The organism is Actinoplanes sp. NPDC049681, from assembly GCF_044465265.1.
Classification (GTDB): domain Bacteria; phylum Actinomycetota; class Actinomycetes; order Mycobacteriales; family Micromonosporaceae; genus Actinoplanes.
This window is the reverse complement of the sequence record NZ_JBITLP010000003.1, coordinates 94,875-113,941: the sequence shown is the minus strand read 5'-3', so window position 1 is coordinate 113,941 and position 19,067 is coordinate 94,875. Positions and strand designations below refer to the sequence as shown.

At 67.2% G+C, this 19,067-nt stretch carries 19 protein-coding genes; 16 read left to right on the top strand and 3 right to left on the bottom strand.

Annotated elements, in window-relative coordinates:
- Window positions 1–259: hypothetical protein (locus ACIBO8_RS10370; RefSeq protein WP_396114861.1), on the top strand; the 259-nt coding region annotated here is incomplete at its 5' end.
- Between the two features lie 245 nt (window positions 260–504).
- Here ACIBO8_RS10370 and ACIBO8_RS10365 read toward each other — a convergent pair.
- Both ACIBO8_RS10365 and ACIBO8_RS10360 read right to left on the bottom strand, forming a co-directional pair.
- Window positions 505–1,395, bottom strand: coding sequence for a phosphotransferase enzyme family protein (locus ACIBO8_RS10365; protein ID WP_396114860.1), 891 nt, complete (start codon window positions 1,393–1,395; stop codon window positions 505–507).
- 14 nt (window positions 1,396–1,409) lie between these two features.
- A complete protein-coding gene (locus tag ACIBO8_RS10360) occupies window positions 1,410–2,747 on the bottom strand; it encodes a helix-turn-helix domain-containing protein (RefSeq protein ID WP_396115606.1) in 1,338 nt (445 codons plus the stop codon).
- 577 nt (window positions 2,748–3,324) lie between these two features.
- Here ACIBO8_RS10360 and ACIBO8_RS10355 point away from each other — a divergent pair.
- The 15 genes from ACIBO8_RS10355 to ACIBO8_RS10285 all read left to right on the top strand — a co-directional run bounded on the left by ACIBO8_RS10355 (window position 3,325) and on the right by ACIBO8_RS10285 (window position 17,843).
- Window positions 3,325–4,773 carry an APC family permease gene (locus ACIBO8_RS10355; protein WP_396114859.1) on the top strand — a complete coding sequence of 483 codons (1,449 nt, stop codon included), beginning with the start codon at window positions 3,325–3,327 and terminating at the stop codon, window positions 4,771–4,773.
- Window positions 4,766–5,767 (top strand): acetamidase/formamidase family protein, encoded by a 1,002-nt coding sequence (locus tag ACIBO8_RS10350; protein WP_396114858.1) that lies wholly within the window; start codon window positions 4,766–4,768, stop codon window positions 5,765–5,767. Before ACIBO8_RS10355 ends, ACIBO8_RS10350 begins: the two co-directional genes overlap by 8 nt.
- Window positions 5,764–6,468, top strand: a complete 705-nt coding sequence (locus tag ACIBO8_RS10345) for a GPP34 family phosphoprotein (RefSeq protein WP_396114857.1) — start codon at window positions 5,764–5,766, stop codon at window positions 6,466–6,468. The genes ACIBO8_RS10350 and ACIBO8_RS10345 overlap by 4 nt, the downstream gene beginning before the upstream one ends.
- Window positions 6,469–6,694: 226 nt before the next feature.
- Window positions 6,695–7,519 (top strand): SAM-dependent methyltransferase, encoded by an 825-nt coding sequence (locus tag ACIBO8_RS10340; protein ID WP_396114856.1) that lies wholly within the window; start codon window positions 6,695–6,697, stop codon window positions 7,517–7,519.
- A gap of 197 nt (window positions 7,520–7,716) precedes the next feature.
- On the top strand, window positions 7,717–8,748 hold the full coding sequence (locus tag ACIBO8_RS10335) for an NAD-dependent epimerase/dehydratase family protein (RefSeq protein WP_396114855.1): 1,032 nt from the start codon (window positions 7,717–7,719) through the stop codon (window positions 8,746–8,748).
- 80 nt (window positions 8,749–8,828) lie between these two features.
- Window positions 8,829–9,704: a thymidylate synthase gene (locus tag ACIBO8_RS10330; RefSeq protein WP_396114854.1), complete on the top strand. Its 876-nt coding sequence runs from the start codon at window positions 8,829–8,831 to the stop codon at window positions 9,702–9,704.
- Window positions 9,701–11,419 carry a carbamoyltransferase gene (locus ACIBO8_RS10325; RefSeq protein ID WP_396114853.1) on the top strand — a complete coding sequence of 573 codons (1,719 nt, stop codon included), beginning with the start codon at window positions 9,701–9,703 and terminating at the stop codon, window positions 11,417–11,419. Before ACIBO8_RS10330 ends, ACIBO8_RS10325 begins: the two co-directional genes overlap by 4 nt.
- Window positions 11,413–12,447 carry a hypothetical protein gene (locus ACIBO8_RS10320; RefSeq protein ID WP_396114852.1) on the top strand — a complete coding sequence of 345 codons (1,035 nt, stop codon included), beginning with the start codon at window positions 11,413–11,415 and terminating at the stop codon, window positions 12,445–12,447. The genes ACIBO8_RS10325 and ACIBO8_RS10320 overlap by 7 nt, the downstream gene beginning before the upstream one ends.
- A gap of 53 nt (window positions 12,448–12,500) precedes the next feature.
- Window positions 12,501–13,013 (top strand): topology modulation protein, encoded by a 513-nt coding sequence (locus ACIBO8_RS10315; protein WP_396114851.1) that lies wholly within the window; start codon window positions 12,501–12,503, stop codon window positions 13,011–13,013.
- A gap of 24 nt (window positions 13,014–13,037) precedes the next feature.
- A complete protein-coding gene (locus ACIBO8_RS10310) occupies window positions 13,038–13,868 on the top strand; it encodes a class I SAM-dependent methyltransferase (protein ID WP_396114850.1) in 831 nt (276 codons plus the stop codon).
- Window positions 13,865–14,578, top strand: a complete 714-nt coding sequence (locus tag ACIBO8_RS10305; protein WP_396114849.1) for a phosphotransferase — start codon at window positions 13,865–13,867, stop codon at window positions 14,576–14,578. The genes ACIBO8_RS10310 and ACIBO8_RS10305 overlap by 4 nt, the downstream gene beginning before the upstream one ends.
- A gap of 11 nt (window positions 14,579–14,589) precedes the next feature.
- Complete coding sequence (locus tag ACIBO8_RS10300; RefSeq protein ID WP_396114848.1) at window positions 14,590–15,243, top strand: histidine phosphatase family protein; 654 nt, start codon at window positions 14,590–14,592, stop codon at window positions 15,241–15,243.
- The gene (locus ACIBO8_RS10295; protein ID WP_396114847.1) at window positions 15,240–16,124 is read left to right on the top strand and encodes an aminoglycoside phosphotransferase family protein; all 885 of its coding nucleotides are present in this window, start codon (window positions 15,240–15,242) and stop codon (window positions 16,122–16,124) included. Before ACIBO8_RS10300 ends, ACIBO8_RS10295 begins: the two co-directional genes overlap by 4 nt.
- A gap of 540 nt (window positions 16,125–16,664) precedes the next feature.
- Window positions 16,665–16,994, top strand: coding sequence for an STAS domain-containing protein (locus ACIBO8_RS10290; RefSeq protein WP_396115605.1), 330 nt, complete (start codon window positions 16,665–16,667; stop codon window positions 16,992–16,994).
- A gap of 84 nt (window positions 16,995–17,078) precedes the next feature.
- The gene (locus tag ACIBO8_RS10285) at window positions 17,079–17,843 is read left to right on the top strand and encodes a hypothetical protein (protein ID WP_396114846.1); all 765 of its coding nucleotides are present in this window, start codon (window positions 17,079–17,081) and stop codon (window positions 17,841–17,843) included.
- Between the two features lie 148 nt (window positions 17,844–17,991).
- Here the strand turns inward: ACIBO8_RS10285 and ACIBO8_RS10280 are convergent, their stop codons facing one another.
- Complete coding sequence (locus ACIBO8_RS10280) at window positions 17,992–19,014, bottom strand: ATP-dependent DNA ligase (RefSeq protein WP_396115604.1); 1,023 nt, start codon at window positions 19,012–19,014, stop codon at window positions 17,992–17,994.
- Window positions 19,015–19,067 lie beyond the last annotated feature (53 nt).

Below are 19,067 nucleotides of genomic sequence, written 5' to 3'. Positions count from 1 at the left end.
CAGCGCCGAACAGCTGTACCGGCAAGCCGCCGAACACGGCAACACCAACGCCCTCGTCAGGCTCGCCGAGATGCGGGAGCAGGCCGGCGACCCGAGCGGCGCCGAACAGCTGTACCGGCAAGCCGCCGAACACGGTAACCCCTTAGCCGTGTCGCTCCTCATCCCTCTGCGGGAGCGGGTCGGCGACCCGAGCGGCGCAGAACTAATCCGGGCGTTCGGCCTCACGGACACCGGCGAGCCAGCCGAATCACTGGACTGAACGCGACTCACGCCGGCGGCCGCAGCGGCATTGTACGAGGTCTCCGAGGAACGGTTTGGCCGAGCACCAGGCCGCTGCCCGGAGTTGCATCGACCGCAGCGGAGATGCCGGGTGACGCCGGCGGCATCACGCCGCCGGCCTTTCACCCGTCCTGCGGTGTCCGGCAAACCTCCCGACGAATTCCGCAACGGCGATCAGGAACAGCACCACGGACGAAGAGTCGGCTCGATTCTCCAGCGGCGCGGCTACGCGTACGGAGTCCAGCGGGATCGGTCGCCGCTCCTAAGCGACTCGAACCTGTGCCGCCACTGTTCATGCAGGCCAGGGTTGCTCCGGAGTACCGGAATAACGCTTGTGACCAGCTGAAGCTCTCGAAGACGGCGGAGAACCGGGAAGCCGTTCCAGGTCATGACGTCGAAGTCGTACGCTTTGGCGAGCAAAGCATGATCATCCTTGGGATAGCTGAAGCGAACTGCTCCAACGGCGATTGGCGTCAGGTCCCACTCCCGCGGACCGTACGCGGAGCCGTCAAAGTCACACAAGACTGGACCGGACAGCCCTGGAATCAGGTTGCCGAGGAAGGCATCGCCCCAGATCGGGCCTTGAGGAAGGACGAATTGCACGTGAGCGAGTTCCGCTTCGATCTCCTCAGCGCGCCGAGTCAAGAATGAATGCTCGTTGGCCGGTAGTAGATCTGGATCGGCGAGCCGGGCCCTGATCGAGTCGAGTGGCTTCCACGTCGGAAGAGTGAACTTCGGCTCCGGTAGTCCGTGCCAAAGCTTCAAGAGTCGCGCCATGTCGGTTCCAGTGGGTGCAGGCCCCACTGACGGCACAAGTTCCCACACTGTCGCCAGCTGCCCGGCTACTGTCACCGGCTGCGTGGCACCGGGGAGGAGCCTTACTGCGGGAACGTCGTGTTCGGCGAGCCACGTCGCCACTTGGATGACCTTCGGTACGCGGTTCTCGACCGCCGCCGACCCCGCTATCCGCACCACTGCCCCCGCGCGGGGCAGCCGGAAGACTGCGTTGTTGGTGAATTTGATCAATTCAGCGTCGTTGGGGTCGATGCCTGTTGCGGCGCAGACCTCCGCAAGCACGGTGCTGAGTCGGGCTGGACTGAGGGTGCCATCGGCCATGCGACTGACGGTAGTCATGCGGCGCGCAGTCCCGCGATCCGAGTGCTGAGCTCCCGGCAGTCGGAGTTGCCTGCGTAGCGTCGCGCCAAGCGTTGCAGCGGCAGCAGCCGGTCCACGACTCGCGTCGATCGAATACGCTCGGCGAGTGCCACAGCTTGATCACCCAGCGCCGCGCCGTGGCCGAAGTTTCCATCGAGAAGGTGCACGCTCGACAAGGCCGTGAGCTCGAAGGCCTGGCTTCTTGCGGCGTCCGCGCCCCGGCTAGCGAGACTTCTGGTCAGGGCTTCGATGGCGTCTCGACGGCGGTCCGGCAGGTGATCGGCCAAGGCGGCATGAGCGACGCCAGTAGTGGCGTTGAGATCCGCAACGCCGAAGAAGCGCACCCACTTCGCTGCGGTCGCAAGGTCGCCGCGGGCGAACTCGTCCTGGGCGCGGCCAAGGGACCGCAGCGTCTGCCGCTCGTCGCCCAGCGCGGCGTACGCAGCAGCTTCATTGGTGCAGAGCATGGCGACCGTTACTTCACAGCCGGACTCCTGGGCGGCGATCTGCCCGAGCTGAAACAGCTTTAGCGCTAGCCGTGCCTGCGTTGCCCGCACTGCCGACGGCACCGTATCGACCAGGTGCAGGTGAAGCCGTCCCATGCGATACAGGATGTTGGCGACCAGCGAAGCGTCTTTCGCATGGCTCGCCTGTTCCAGCGCGCGCTGGTAGTGGCGATTTGCTGAAGAGTAGAGACCGATGTCGAAACTGACCCAGCCGGCGAGATTGTGAAGGTCAGCAATCGCAAGATGGCGGCGGCGGTCAACGTCGTCAGCGCACTCCGCCCCGAGAAGTCCCCGTTGGGCCCAGGCTACCTGCGCAAGCACCGCATCTCGGCATGATCCGCCGCCGTTGCGGGCATCCAACGCCCGCAGGACCTCCGTGATGCCCTCCAGCTGCTCCACGTCTACGGTGTCAATTCGCCGCCGCCCTGGGGTCTGTTCCTGCGGCACAAGAGACGACCAGTGCTCTACGTCGAACCGAGCAGCGCCCATCGTGACCTGCGCGGCGTGGGCGATCAGTTCGCGTGTTGTGTCGACGTCATCGCTCTCGGGGCACCCGCCGGCTGCTGCGGCAAGGATTGCAGACGTCTCGGGGTCATAGCTGAGCCCGAGGTAGCCGTGCGGAATGCCAAGTCCGTCTGCGATGCGAGTGAGAAGCTCGTAGGCCATGACCTGTCGTCCGCCGAGAATCTCGCTGATCTCAGACTGGGCCTGCCCCGTCAGGGCTGCCATCTGACGTTGCGTGACGCCACGTCGGCTCAGAAGGCGAAAGACAGCGCCAAGATCACGGCGAGCCAACGCTAGCCGCATGGGGCGCTCCCGCCATACCGTCGGGTCGACAGGGCCCTCGAAGCCTGGCTGGACGTTCATGAACACCCCCGCTCTCCGCTGTGAGTAATCCGGAGGATAGCGCTGGATGTCCGCAGAGGGACCCTCGAGATTGCACTTCATCGGCGGAACTGATCGGTCCAGCCGATCAGGGGCCGACGGGTCAAGCTGATCGGCCGATCGGGTTCCTCGTCGGCCCGCACATCAGCATTGTCATTCACTGAAGGCAGGCCCCGAGGACATCGGATCACGCCGCCTGACTGTCGTTGAGTCGCCCCAGGACAGGGACGGGAGGAGTTCCGATGATCATCGCCGTTGTCTTTGCCGCCTTCTTGGCCGGCGTCGTCGGTGGATTCGTTTTGGCGAAGAGAGCGAGTACCTGGTGTCTCGGCTGCGGTCGGGTCGCGCACACGCCCGAGTTGAAAGTCTCTGTGCAGGATCAGGCTCACGTAGCTAACTGACCGATTGGCACCGTGGCTCGCCCGCTGGCACGCGATGCCAATCCCTATTTCATTCCCACCCCAATCTTCTCCCCCTCGCAGAGAAAGGCCCCACGCTGATGGCTGCGCAGACCCTGGACGGCACGGCGAGCCTGGAACGGTTCGGATATCGCCAGGAGCTCAGACGCACGCTGCGGTTCGGCCATCTGGTGGTGTACGGGCTGATCTACATGGTCGTGATTGCCCCGATGGGCATCTTCGGCTCGGTGTTCCAAGCCTCCGCCGGCATGGTCGCCCTGGCGTATCTCATCGGGATGGTCGCGATGATGGTCACGGCGTCGTCGTACGGGGTGATGGCGCAGGCCTACCCGATGGCCGGTTCGGTCTACACCTACGCGGGGCGGGCCATCGCACCTTGGGTAGGGTTCCTCGCGGGCTGGACGATCCTGCTCGACTACGTCCTCGTTCCGGGACTGTTGTCGCTGATCGCGGCGATGGCGATGAACTCGATCCTGACCGCGGTGCCGGTCTGGGCGTGGATTGTCATCTTCGTCTGCGTCAACGCCGGCGTGAACCTGCTCGGCATCAAGTCCACCCGGTTGTCGAACAACATCTTCCTTGCCGGGCAGCTGATCATCCTCGCCATCTATGTCGTCGCGGCGGTCGTCGCGCTGGCGATGGGCCGCGGACGGGGATTCTCGTGGGAGCCGATCTACACCAGCGGCCAGTTCCAGCTCGGTGTCCTGGCGACTCCCGCATCGGTGGCGACCCTGTCGTTCCTCGGCTTTGACGCCCTGTCCACCCTCGTTGAAGACGCGAAGGGCGGCGCGAAGCAGGTCAGCCGCGCGATGATCGCTGCGCTGGGGGTCACCGGTCTGGTGTTCATCGCGCAGACCTTCCTCGCCGCCCTATTGGTTGAGGACCCGGCCACCCTGATCGCGGACGGCGATCCGGCTGGTACGGCGTTCTTCGACACCGCACGCGTCGCGGCCGGGCCGTGGCTGGCCACCCTCACCGCCCTCGCTACAGCGCTGGCTTGGGGGTTGGCGAACAACATGGTCGCCCAGGTCGCCACCAGCCGGCTGCTGTACGCGATGGCCCGGGACCGGCAACTGCCGGCGTTTCTGACGAAGGTGTCCGTGACCCGGTCGGTGCCGACCAACGGCATCCTGCTCACCGCCGCCGTGTCCCTCGCCCTGGGCCTCTATATGGCGTCGCGCTCGGACGGGATCACGCTGCTGGCCAGCCTGGTCAACTTCGGCGCCCTGCTGTCGTTCATCGTGGTCCACCTGTCCGTACTGGCCCGCCGCCGCAAGCTCGGCCCCGCCGCCGGGCCGGCGCTACGCCAGTGGATCCTGCCCGTACTGGGTGTGACGATCCTGGTCGGGATCATCGTCCACGCGAACATCCTTGCCCAGCGCGTCGGCCTGGCCTGGCTCACGCTCGGCGTGCTGATCCTGCTCATGCTGATCGCGACCGGGCGTCGCCCGCACTTGTCCGGTCTCGACGGCGACACCTCCAGCGAGGATGACAGCACCAGGACTGGTCTGGTGACCCGCCATGTCTGAGCGGGTGTTTATCGACGCGACCGCCGACACGGTCGGTTACACCTTCGGTGGCCGCGAACCCATCGCCACCCTGACACCGGGTGTCCCGGTGCGGGTGCGCACGTGGGACTGCTTCGCGGGCAAGGTCCGCACCGTCGACGACCTGCCCAGCCAGGTCTGCGAGTTCCCATACCTGAACCCGGTCACCGGCCCGTTTCACGTCGACGGCGCTAGGCCCGGCGACACCCTCGCCCTGCACCTGATCAGCCTCACCCCGGCCAGCACGATCGGCTTCTCTTCCACGTTCCCGCACTTCGGGGCGCTGACCGGCACACACACCACGGCGATGCTGCACCCGCCGCTGGAGGAGCGGGTGTGGCAGTACACCGTTGACCATGACCGGCGCACGGTGCGATACGCCGCCCGCAGCAGCGACTACAGCGTGGACCTGCCGCTGACGCCGATGCTCGGCACCGTCGGTGTCGCCCCAGCAGCCGGCGAAGTTCGGGCGTCGATCGTCTGCGGGCCGCACGGCGGCAACCTCGACTCCCCGCTGCTGCAGGCCGGCACGACGCTCTACCTGCCGGTCAACGCCGACGGCGCCCACCTGGCGATCGGTGACGGCCACGCCCGCCAAGGCGACGGGGAACTGTGCGGGGTCGCGGTGGAGATCCCGATGGACGTCGTACTCGTGGTCGACGTGATCTCGAGTGTCAGCACAGCATGGCCGCGCCTGGAGACCGACACGCAGGTGATGTCGATTGGGGTCGCGAGGCCCCTCGAGGACGCCTACCGGGCGGCCCACGCCGACCTGATCGGCCTGGTCACCGACCTGACCGGCCTTGACCAGCTGGACGCCTACCAACTGCTGTCGCAGGCCGGGCGGGCGCATATCGGCAACGTCGTCGACACCGACTACACCATTGCCGCCGCCATCGACAAGCGCCTCCTCGACGGGGCGCAACCCTACCGAGGCACCCACCAGCGGCTCCGCGCGATCACGGAGGCGTCATGATGACGGTCCGGCAGCTGACCAGCATGCGCGAACAACTGTGGCTGCTCGCCCACGACCACCGCGACCTACGCCCCCTGATCGAGGTACGCGCCCTGGCCATCGGGCTGGCCGCAGCTGTCTTGACCGACCTGATGCTGCACCGCTGGCTCACCATCCAGGACGGCAAGATCTACGTCGAAGGTGGAACTGAGGCCGCCGACGATCCGATCACCGCCGACATCCTCGCCGCGCTGGACGTCACCCCGGCCGCGAGCCTGCAAGACGTACTGCACGCCGCCCGCCCGGACCTACCCGAGGACCCGCGCAACCCCTTCCAGCGGCTGCACGAACGCACCGTCGCCGCGATGGTCGCCGCGGACATCCTCGTGGCGCAACGCCGCACCTTCCGCTCGGCCCGCTACGAACTCGTCGACCCGAGCCTGGCCTCGTGGACTCGGGGGCAGTTCAACCGCCGGCTGGTCTACTCCGACGGCCCCGCCGACGACCTGAACACCGACATTCTCTGCGCCCTGACCTGGGCGCTGAACCTGCACCACAAACTGCTCATGCCGTTCAACGCCACCGAAGCTGGCCCCATCCTGCTGACCATCACCGACCATGTGCCGAAACGTGCTGGGAAGCGCTCGGCATTGACGGTCATGCCGTACCTGGCCCGCACCGTCCGCCACACCATCGGCGAACTCGCCACCGCAGCATTCTGACCGACATCAGCGGATCTGACCCCGTGTAGCGCATAAGTAAGAAGAGTCCGGTGGCCGATCCGCCCGCGCCCGCGCCTCGGCGCTGATCCCTGGCGCCGACCATTCCGGGTCCGGTCCGCAACCCCCGTGCGGACGGCCCCGCCAACGGTGTGCCGCTCGCCCGGCGGTGAGCGAGGCGCGAGTGAGCGGCACACCACCCATCCCTTAATCCGGAAAGGTCGTCTCCATGTCCCCCGAGTCGCCAGCACGCGGTCTCAACATCGATGTCGCGCATTCCGCGCGCCGCTATAACTACTGGCTCGGCGGCAAGGACAACTTCGAAGCCGACCGTTGCTCCGCCGACGCCATCGAAAGAATCTTCCCGCAGATCCGCACTGCCGCGATCGAGAACCGCCGTTTCCTGCAACGCGCGGTGCGCTGGCTGGTCACCGAGGCCGGCATCCGCCAGTTCCTCGACATCGGCACCGGTATACCAACCGCCGACAACACCCACGAAGTCGCCCAACACCACGCCCCCGACTCGCGTGTCGTCTACGTCGACAACGACCCCATCGTCCTCACGCACGCCCGCGCGCTGCTCACCAGCCAACCGCTGGGCCGCACCGAGTACATCGATGCCGATCTCAGACATCCGGGAAGCATCCTCGACGACCCCGTCCTGAAGACCTCCCTGGACCTCACTGAACCGGTCGCGTTGCTGCTCGTCGCCGTCCTGCACTTCCTCACCGAACACGACGACCCCTACCGCGTCGTGACGACCCTGCTGGACCGGCTCCCTCCGGGCAGCTACCTCGTGCTCTCACACGCCAGCCTCGAACTCCTGCCACCGGACACCGCCGAAGCTCTCATCAGTGGTGACATTCCTGGCCGCGGCGACTTCACCAGCCGCACTCACCAGCAGGTGGAACGCTTCTTCGACGGCCTCGACCTCGTCGCACCAGGCCTTGTTGTCGCTAGCCAATGGCGACCCGATCCAAGCAGCACACCGCCTCTCAAATGGCACGTAGCGGCGTACGCCGGTGTCGGCCGCAAACCCGGCACCGCGCCATGACCGCGATGCCCAGCCACACCGACACCCAGACGCGGGCGGGGGATCGTGCAACCCGCCGAACGCGCCTTCGGCGACGACGACGAACCGGTGGGCGCGCTCGAGTGCGCCCGTGGACTCCACCTCCAGAAAGGCTCCCCAGCCATGACCGCCCCTGACCCCGACCACCGATTTATTTGCAGGGAAAGGCAGCCGAATCCATGACCAGCATCTCCGCCCAAGGATCAAGGGTTGTGGTAACCGGTGCGGCAGGTTTCATCGGCTCCCACCTGGTTCAGAGCCTTCTTGACCACGATTTCGAAGTCGTTGGCGTTGATCGCCGTAGCCCAGCGACAGATACGGTCGCCCGAGTCAATCTGCACGACGTGCGCGCTCACCCACGCTTCTCGTGGGTGGAGGGCGATCTATGCCGCACAGATCTGGACACATTGGTGAGCGGCGCCGAATGCGTGTTTCACCTAGCGGCGGTTCCTGGCGTACGGTCCTCATGGACTGGGTTCGAGCGCTACGTCGCAGCCAACGTCGTCGCCACCCAGCGACTGCTCAGCGCGTGTACCAAGGCGGACGTACCCAAGCTTGTCTACGCCTCCTCCTCCAGCGTGTACGGCCAGGTCAACGCGGCGAGCGGTGAAAACGACCCGACGCAGCCGATGTCACCGTATGGAGTAACCAAACTCGCCGGGGAACAACTTTGCCTGGCCTACGCGAAACGACCGGACAGCGGGCTGTCGGTGACAGCCCTTCGGTACTTCACCGTGTACGGGCCCAGGCAGAGACCGGACATGGCGATCGGTCGGATTCTGACGGCGGCCCTGACCGGGCAGCAGTACACGATCTTCGGCGACGGCACCCAGCGGCGAGAGTTCACCTACGTCGATGACGTCGTTAAGGCCACCCTGGCAGCGGCCCGCGTCGACGTACCAGCCGCGGTGGTCAACGTCGGTGGTGGCTCCAGCGTCTCCATGATCGAGGTCATCGGCATGGCGCGGGAAGTCACGGGCAATCCGGTCCCGTTGACCGCCGTCCCCGCACAGGCCGGCGACGTACCGGCGACCGCCGCCGATCCCACGCTCGCCCGCATCCTCCTCGACTATCGGCCGCGCACCGACCTGCGTGCCGGGATGACGCGACAAGCGCAGTGGCTGCGTCAGCTTCCCCCTGAGTTGCTACGCGCCTATGCGCCACCGCTAGCGACCAACGAGGACCAAGAGGCGCCGGCATGCTCGTCCTGACAGCCGACTCGGCGAACGACCTGTATGCGGCGGTGTGCCGTGAAGTACTCGCGCAAGGTCATCGTGCAGCGCCGCGGGGCATGGCGACCACAGAGGTGCTCGGTGCGCATCTCACGCTGACCGAACCGCGACGCCGATTCATCGCCGTGCCGGCGGCACGGGTGCTGAACCCGGCGTTCGCAGTGGCCGAGGCGTTGTGGATCCTGTCCGGCTCCGACGACCCGTGGATCTTCACCTACAACCGGTCGCTGCATCGATACACCGACCACGGGCGGCTGCAAGGGGCGTACGGGCCGCGGATGCGGCGGTGGCAGGGCACGGTCGACCAGCTCGACCACGTCCGCCGGCTCCTGGCAGCAGACCCGGACAGCCGTCAGGCCGTCATCCAGCTCTACGACCCGCAACGCGACACCCTCGGGCACCGCGATGTGCCCTGCACGCTGAACTACCGGTTCTTCGTCCGGCGCGGCCGGCTGGACATGCACACCACCATGCGCAGTAACGACGTGTGGCTCGGCCTGCCCTATGACCTGTTCACCGCCACCATGCTGCAGGAGCTCATGGCTGGGTGGCTCGGTGTAGAGCTCGGTACCTATCACCATCATGTCGACTCGCTGCACCTGTACGCGCAACACTTCCAGGCCGCCGCCGACGTAGCCGCCACCGTGGTCACACCATCCCCGACGATGGCGGCACTGGCCGCGCCGCCCGACGAGTTCACCGACTTCCTGACGGCGGTGGTGACCGGCAGCCTGCGCCCGGGCGCCGATTCTCCATGGCATGACATGGCGGTCGTCCTGGCCAGCTACCGCCGGTGGGTCGCCGGGGACCGGCCCACCGCGAGAGCCCTGGCAGCCGAGATCGCCGGTGACCTAGGAGCGGCACTGCGCGGCTGGTACGTCCACCTCGCGCGTCCGGCCGAGCTGGCCGCCGCGGCGGCGGGAGGTGCACGATGACCGGCGCCAAGGTGGTGCTCGGCCTGTGCTCGTTCACGCACGACTCCGCCGCGGCACTGCTGGTCGACAACCAGCTGGTCGGTTTCGCCGAGGAGGAACGCCTCACCGGCGACAAGCACACCGCCGCCTTCCCAGAACAAGCTGTGGCATGGCTGCTCGACAGCGCCGGTTTGGACTCCACGGCGGTCAACGTGGTGGCGTACAACTTCGACGGCCGCCGCTACCTCGACGCCCTTTCCGCCACCGGCACCTACGCGCACACGGCTGTGACGCGGGACCGGGCGCAGCCGCGGGCGGACAGCTTCCGCAAGGTCCATGACCGGTTCCTCACGCGCACAGCCCAGCTGCGGACGCGGTTCCCGCGCGCCCGGGTGGCGCCGGTGCTGCACCACCGCGGCCATGGTCTGTACGCCTTCGCCTCCAGCGGCTACGACGCCGCCGCGCTGCTGGTGGTCGACAGTCTCGGCGAGGTGCAGACCACGACCATCGGCAGCGGTTTGCGGCTCGGCGGCGGGGGCTGCCGGGTCACCTTTGCCGAAGACATCCTGGATCCTGCCTCGCTCGGCTATGCCTACGGGGCGGTCACCGAACACCTCGGCTGGCGCCGCGGCGATGAAGAAGGCACCGTCATGGCGCTCGCGGCGCTGGGCGACCCAGCCCGTTTCCGAAGCCTGATGCGTGAGGCCATCCCGCTCACCGATCGCGGATTCGGCCTCGACCCGCGCTGGTTCCCGCTGCGAGTGCTCACTTCCGGGTACGCCCGCGTCAGCGCCGACTTCACCGCCGCCACCTGCTTTCCCCGGGACCCGGCCGCCGCTGTGGACCAGGTGCACGCGGACTTGGCCGCCGCGCTGCAGGAACGCACCGAGCAGGTCATGGTGCACCTCGCCCGCCGCGCCCGCGACGTGACCGGCCTGCGGCTGCTGTGCCTCGGCGGCGGGGTCGCCGCGAACTGCGTCGCCGTCGGCAAGATCGTCGAAGCCGGGATCTTCGACGAGGTGCACGTGCCGCCGGCCCCTGGAGACTCCGGCACCGCGATCGGCGCCGCACTGTCGGCCAGCCTCGACACCACCCGCCACCTTGCCAGCGAAGTCGCCGGCCGCTGCTACCTCGGCCCCGACTATCCCCACCTCAGGCTGCCCGAACATCCCCGCCCGGGGCTGAGCGCCCACCGGCTCTCCGGATCGGCGAAGCACCTGGCAATCCAGCTCGCTGAAGGGCTCACGGTGGGCCTGTTCCACGGCAGCCTGGAAGCAGGGCCCCGCGCGCTCGGCAACCGATCGATTCTCGCCTCGCCCCTGCTACCCGACGTAGTGGAACGCCTCAACGCCACGGTGAAGTTCCGCGAGCCGTTCCGCCCATTCGCGCCGGTCGTCCTCGGTGCGGCGGCAGCGGACTACTTCACGCTGCCTCAGCCGGCCCCGTACATGTCCATCGCCTCGGGCGTGACCGACTTGACCCGTCAAGGGATGCCGGCGATCGTGCACGTCAACGGCACCGCCCGAGTCCAGACCGTCACGCCCGAGGCGAATCCGTTCCTGGCCGAGGTACTGACCGAGTTCGCCGCCATCACCGGTCACCCCGTCCTGATCAACACCTCGCTCAACGTCAAGGGCAAACCGATCTGCGGCACCCCCGACATGGCCTTGGACTGCCTGACCCACAGCGGACTGGACGCGCTGCTGCTGGAAGACTGGTGGGTGGCCAAATGCTGATCGGCTATAGCTTCTGGGGCTTTCTCGGCGACGGCATTACCGACACCCCCGACGGAGGACGCAGTCACCGCCGCGTCCTCATCGACGGCCTGCGCGAACGCGGCCACGAGGTGGTGTTCCTTCAGGCCAACCGCGACCTCGACGAGGCCGGAGTCGACCTGACCGGCACCTACCGGTGGGATCACGGACTGCCTGAGATCGATGTCCTGTTCCTGGAGTGGCGATGGCCCATCCCGGGCCGTAACACCACCGAATGCGGCACGCTAGGGCACACCTGCGACCTGCACCGCCAACAACAAATCCTCCGCCACTACACCGACACCGGCGTCCCGACGCTGCTGTGGGACAAAGACCGACAAGTGCCGGCCCACGATCCACTGCGCCATACCGCGCACGTGTCGGTGTGTGAACCGGCGCTGCACCCCACGCCCCGCGCCACGACACTGCTGTTCCCCGTCAGCGACACCGTCCTCGACCGTGCCGACCCTCGCGCGCTGGCTGCCCGGTCTCGGGACCTACCGTTGATCTACATCGGTAATCAGTACGACCGCGACGCCGCCTTCGACCGGTACCTCGTCCCCGCCGCTGCCGTGCACCAGCACCTGGTCGCCGGCAAATGGACCCATACAAGCCGATGGCCCGCGGTCACTTTCCGCGGCCGGATCCGGTTCGCTGAGGTGGAATCCCTGTACCGCGGTTCGGTGACCACGATCCTGCTTCTACCTGACCGATACGCGCAGGTAGGGCACATGACGCAACGCCTGTTCGAAGCGGTCCTGGCCGGCTGCCTGCCGCTGACCCCCGACACGATTCGTGATGCGGGCCGATTCACGCCATCCGAGCTGCACGTCAGCGGTGGCGCCGACGCCGCCCGAAAGATCACCGAGCTGTCTGCCATCGTGGGCACGAGCCGGCACGTCGAACTACTGAGTGCCTGCCTGCGACGGTTGGACCTGTTCCGGCTGTCCCGGCAACTCGAGGTCATCGATTGGCAGCTGTCCCGCCTATCCGGTCGCCCGGTCAGCTGATGCCCGGCTTGCCTCCACCCACCCGCGTTGCGCGCGGACTACCGTCGCCGCCCATGGACAGAATCGCCATCATCGGCTGCGGCGGCTCCGGAAAGACCGTCCTCGCCCGCAGCCTCGCCGACCGGCTCGGGCTGAGCGTCACCAACCTCGACGCCCTGTATTACGACGAAGGCTGGAATGCCTTACCGCAGGACAAGTTCGCCGCTCTACAGCACGAACTGGTCGCGGCCGACCGGTGGATCATCGAAGGCAACTACGCCTCCACCCTGCCGATCCGGCTATCTCGCGCCGATACGGTGATCTTCCTCGACCTGCCCGCCCGCACCTGTCTCTGGGGCATCGCCCAACGTCGCTGGCGATACCGAGGTGGCCAGCACGCCGACGGCGTCTACGACCGCATCACCTGGTCCTTTGTCAAATACATCCTCGGCTACCGCCGCAGCATGCGACCACGAGTCAATGCCCTGCTGACCGAGCACGGCCAACACGTGCGCTACCTGCGCTTCACCAGCCGCCGGCGCGCCAACCAGTTCCTCAAGCAGATCGACACCACCAGCGTGACCTGACCCCTACGACTTGTGGAGGCGACCTTGTCCACCCCGAGCGCCCCCTTCACCGATCCGGCCCTCATCCATGGCGCCCTCTACGCCGTTGCTGACCGGCTCGCTCAGCGCACCAGCGCCCTGCACCGAGCGAAGATCACCGGCGCGGATGCTGCCGCCACCATCACGGCGCTGGCGCTAGCCGCCCACCCATCCCCGAACCGGGTAGCGGACATCGGCTGCGGACGAGGCACTACCACCGTGCGACTAGCTCGCCAGTACCCCGCAGCGGCGATCATCGCCGTGGATCAGTCCCCGGCCCTCCTGGCGGTCGTCGCCGACCGGCTACACGCCCAGAAGCGCGAGGTCACGCTGATCCCCGCCGATTTCCACCGGCTCTACGGGATCATGTCCGACATCGACCTCGCCGTGGCAGCGTTCTGCCTCTACCACTCACCGCACCCTAAGCGAGCGCTCACCGAGATCGCCGACATCCTTACGCCGGGCGGCTCCGTCATCGTCACCACCAAGTCGGCCGACAGTTACCACGAGATCGATGCCGCCCTTGCCGCCAGCGGCCTGGACCACGAGGCAACCCGGCGACCGAGCCTCTACCAAAGCTTCCACAGCGGCAACGCGGAGAACGTCCTGTCGAAAGCCGGGCTGGTGCTGCATCGCCGGATCGACCAACACCACAGCTTCCGATTCACCGGCGCTGACCACCTCGCCGAGTACGTCACCACCTGCCCCAAGTACCAGCTCGCCCCTGAATTGACCGCCGACCCGGCTGCGCTGGCCAAAGCCCTGGGTGACCAGCTCCCGGACACGGCAGTCACGGCAACCTCCACGGTGACCTACCTCGTGGCGGCCCGCCCATGACGCCGGCGGTGTTCGTCAAGCGCTACACCGACCCGTCCCGCGGCGCCGCCGCCCAAGCGAACTTGCGGTGGCTGCAGCAACTCGACAGCGGCGTGCGGCTGCCTCACCTGTACTCCGGCACCGCCACCCACCTGATGATCGAACGGCTCGAGGGTCGGCTACCCGAACCAGCCGACTTGCCTGAGCTGGCCGCCGCCCTCGGGCGGCTGCACGGCACTGCTTTCGCCCGCGAATTGCACGCCGCACGCTTAGACCGGCCCTTCGACACCGAAGTCGGCACTATGATCCCGGATTTCTGCACCGGCCGCCGCCATGTTCTCGGGCATCTGGACGTGACCCCCGGTCGCCTGCCGGCGGCCTTCTACAAGGACGCCAACCTGCGCAACTTCCTGCTCACCACGTCCGGGCCGGCGCTGGTGGACTTCGACGACCTCACTCTCGCTCCGTTCGGCTATGACCTGGCCAAACTCGTCGTCTCTACCGCCATGACTTACGGCGCTCTACCTCACCAGCACATCGACCCGGTGCTGACCGCCTACACCCACGGCGTCGAAACCACCGGCGGCCCCGCCGACTCGTGCACATCCCGGCAGCTCACCGGCTACGCAGAGGTCCACCACGTGCTCACCGCCCGGTACCTGCACCGCAACGGCTACCGGCACGCCTGGCCCGCCGTACGCCCCTGGCCCACCCCAACAGCCCGCCCCTGAAGGAGGTCGCCGTGGCCGTCACCACGGAACTCGTCCTCGCGCGGCACGGCGAAGCCAACAACAATGCCACTGGCATTGTTGGCGGTGAACGCGGCTGCACCGGTCTCAGCCCGCGCGGCCGCGACCAGGTGCAACGACTTGCTCTGCGCCTCGCCGACGAACACGCTGCACGATGTTTCGACGCGTTCTACGGCACACCACGCCGCCGCGTCCGCGAAACAGCCGACATGATCAGCCGAGCCCTATCCCTGACGGCCACAATCCTCGACGCACTTCGCGGCCCCGACCACGGCGACGCGGACGGCCGGACCTGGCACGAGGTCAAGACAGCGTTCGGGGGGCCACCCCAGCACAATCCGGACCAGCCCTACGCCCCCGGATCCGAGACCTGGAACCAATACCTTCAGCGGGCAACCGGGGCCTTGCAGCAGATCGTCGACCGGCACGCTGGACAGCGCATCCTCATCGCCGCGCACGGCGAGACCATCGAGGCCGCTTACGTCCTCATCCACCGCCTGCCGGCCGAGGTCCGACTCGGACTCGGGTTCGTCACCGACCACACCGGCATCACGCGCTGGCAACAGCACGTCAACCGGTTCGACCGGCGAGTCTGGATGCTCGCCGCCCACAATGACACCCGTCACCTCACCAGCCCACAGCCATGAACCAGGCCGCCGTGCTGCTCGACCTCTGCCGGCGCCTGCTCGACCCAGACGCCAAGCCGCGCTCCCTCCACGCTGGCCACAACGGCACCGTCGTCCTTCGCGCCGTAACCGCCGTCGGCGAAGTGATCGTCAAAGTGCACCGCGGCTCCGACCGCCACCGCCAAGAGGTCCACGCCTACCGCCATTGGGCTCCAGCATTGAGCGACCTGGTACCGCGGCTCCTTGCATACAGTGACGACCCGCCGGCGATCGTGATCAGCGCGCTAGCCGGTCGACCGCTCGCAGTTTCGCACCTCACGCCCGGGTTGGAAGCTGAGGCGTACCGGCAAAGCGGGGAACTGTTGCAGCGTCTACACACCGCGGGCCCTCCCAGCACGGAGCCCAATCTGCCATGTTGGCTGGCTGAGCGCGGCGAATACTGGCTCGCCCTCGCGGAGACCCTGCTTCCAGCCACACGGCGAGCCGAGATCCGTGCCCACCTGCACGCCCTCGCCAACCTCGGCCCGATCCCGGCCGTTCCCTGCCACCTCGACTACACGCCACGCAATTTGCTCTGCGCGACGCCAGATACACCAACAGCGTGTGCCGGAACTCAACAGCACCGCATGGGCGGAGGCAACCCGACGAGCATCAGCATCGGCGCAATCGACTTCGAACACGCCCGGTACGACCTCGCCGCCCGCGACCTCGTCCGCCTCGCCACCCGCACCTGGATCCGCCGCCCCGACCTCGAACATGCATTCCTCATGGGATACGGACCCCTCGATGACATCGATAGGCAAGTAATCGAACACTGCTCGCATCTCGACGCGCTGACCAACGTGGTCAGATCCGCCCAGCGAAGTGGATCGCCGATCCAGGGAGCGGAACACCCAGACTGAACGCGACACCGATCGTGGAACCGAAGCACGTCATCGACAGCACCACCGCCGACGTCGCTGACAGCTGTCGGCGTACGGGCTCCGGTGCAGATCCAGGGACACCAAATGTGCAGAGGCCGGGGTGGGCAACTCTCGGGAACGCCGCGACGCCCGCGCCATCCTGGTACGCACCGGCTACGGTCGCTGGGCTCAGTGCGACCCACACCTCGAGACGCCGTCGTTGACGACGTCCTCGACGCCGCCCACCTCATCCGCGCCGCTTGCTGACACGACACTTCACTCCCTCGTGCCTGCCCACGCACCCCGCATCAGGCCACGCTGCGAAGGAGGAAAGAAGGCAAGACGTCAACTGAATCCCTGCTAGGTCGAGCTATCGACCGCTGGACCACCCGAGGATTCCAATGGCCCGCAACGTCGGAACAGCGCAGCCAGGGCCCCGCCGCCTTACCGATAGAAACAGCTCTCCTGACCGGCGTGCCACCTGCCGGCACCGCTGCAGGCGCATCGTGACTCCCGTCAGCATGAAAGAGGCGAGAGACCATCACACCGATCTGGCAGCACGTCGAGTATCGCAGCGGCGGCACCTGCACCATGTCGCTGCGCGGCGAGCTGGACCTCAGCTGCGTCAACGAGCTGACCAGCCTCGTACTCGCCGAAGCCGATCCGGCCGGCACCAGCGCCATCCACGTCGATCTCAGCGGCGTGCACTTTATCGACTCCTCCGCCATTGGCGCACTGATCACCGGCTACAAGGCCGCCGCGGCCACCAACACCGCGTTTTCGGTGACCGGTGCACACGGACAGGTCCGTAGGGTCCTCGTCATCGCGGGTGTCTCGTGGCTCGCCGACGGGGGCACCGCCCCGATGTAAGGGCGTGTTTGGGACGACTAGGCGCTGGATGACCCGCCGACGAGGGTGGTTCAAGCCAGGCGAATTGCCCCTTAAAGTGCATGCATGCCGAAGTTCCGCCAGGTACATGTGTGGCCGGACACCGGCTTTGCGGATCGGCCCTGGGACGACGACCCCGACGTGGACGCCTTCGCCCGGATCAGTAGGGGCATCTGCGAGGCGTACAGCCAAGCGCTGCCGGGCCTGGCGCTGGTCGCAAGGGCGTCAATCATGCGACTGAACGCCGACCCGTACGCGGCGCCTCGTCCGCGGCCGGCGCTGGACGCTCCGCTCGCGGACATGGTGGAAGTCAGCGCCCGGTTTTCCGGCTCTCAGGAGAATGGATGGGTCAAAGTGCCGGTCGGTTTCGCTGAGCTGCCCACCGACCAAGCGCGCCGGCTGAGCTTGCGCATCGTGCACTACGGGGTCTTGGAGCTGGCCCAGGCGCTTGGCTGGGATCCGGTCGTGCTCACCGGCGCTTTACACCACGTCGAGGCGAGGGGTCTTCGCTACTGGTCGGAAGGCCCGTGGAAGTCGGCGCCGGATCGGCGACACCGGGCTCGCGCCGTGGCCAGCATCTCCGACGACGGACTCGGCCACGTCCACGTGGAGGTTGTCACCGCTGCTGGCGAGCTGATTGTTCGCAGCGAACACTTCGATGCCGCCTACCAGGGTGATGACCTGGTACGGGGGTGCAAGGGGCTCCGCTGGGATGGGTCAGCCCGGGTCAGCATGGATCCGTTCGGTTTTACGTGGACTGACCAGCATCGGCAGACCGTGATCGACCTTGACGGTGGACAGGCCGGAGTAACGCACAGCGCTCCCCGTTAAGCCGCACCACTCGGTACGCACCGCATTCCCTCCCGTAACGCCGCCATTCTCAAACACGCTCTAGGTGCATCACCGCGATCAGCCGAGCTATCGGGCCCTAGCTGGGCTATTGACGGCCGCCACAGCCGGCCACGCCTTGCCACCCACCTCATACCGCGACGGGCGCCTCGTACCGGATTCGGGCGACGTCGTCGGCGCGCAGGTCTGGCCGACTGCGCAGGAACCGGCAGCGGTGCCGCAGGCGAGCAAACGGGCCGTCGCGGGCGATGTCAGCCTCGACCTCGACGACCAGCATCGGCTCGACTGGCAGGTACGGCAGCGCTTGACGCGCGGCCAGGTCAACTGTCCAGCCTGCCGGCAGCGGGCAGGGCCATGGGTGCCCGGAGCCGTCGCCGCGAAACGACATCGGCCGCAGTCCGGCCAGCTCGCGCCGCTGGTCGGCACGCGCGCGGTGTGTCTGGCCGAGGAAGCGCAGCACCCCGCATTCGTCGAATCGGCCAAGCAGCAGCGAGTGCGGTTGCTCGATGCTGCCGGTCACTCCGGCGACCACGTATTCCTCGGTGTGCCGCGCCTTGATCTTGATCCAGCCGGCCTTGCCGACGTCATATCCGCTGTGCGAGGGCTTGACCAACAGCCCCTCGATACCGGAGGACGACCAGTCCGCCAGCCAAGACCGTGCGATCTTCTCCTCGCCGGTCTGCGGGCATAAGGTCAGCTGCGGGCACGCCGAGGCCAGCAAACGCTGCAGCCGACGCCGCCGTGCCTCCAACGGTTGATCGAGCAATTCCCGGCCGCGCCCGTCGCGCAGCACGTCGAAAGCCACGAAATGGGCCGGATGCTGCGCCACCACGGCCCCGATACGGCGCCCGGCGGTGAAGCGCTGCTGCAACAGCGAGAACGAGGTTCGCCCTCGAGCGTGATCCCAGATGACCAGTTCACCGTCGAGGATCACCCCCGGTGACAGCTCATCAGCCAGCACAGCGCACAATTCGGGGAAGAATCGGCTCAAATCGCGGCCGTGACGCGACTGCAATCGCACGCCGTCCTGACCGATCCAGGCGAGTCCGCGGAAGCCATCCCACTTCGGTTCGAACCGGGCCAGCGCCGCAGCTGAGGCAGGCAGCTCGGCGACGCCGGCCGCTCGCATCGGCTCCACCGGCCAGCGCAGCATCACGATCCTCCCACCCGACGACCTCCGACGGTAACGAGCCCAACGGGGCGTTG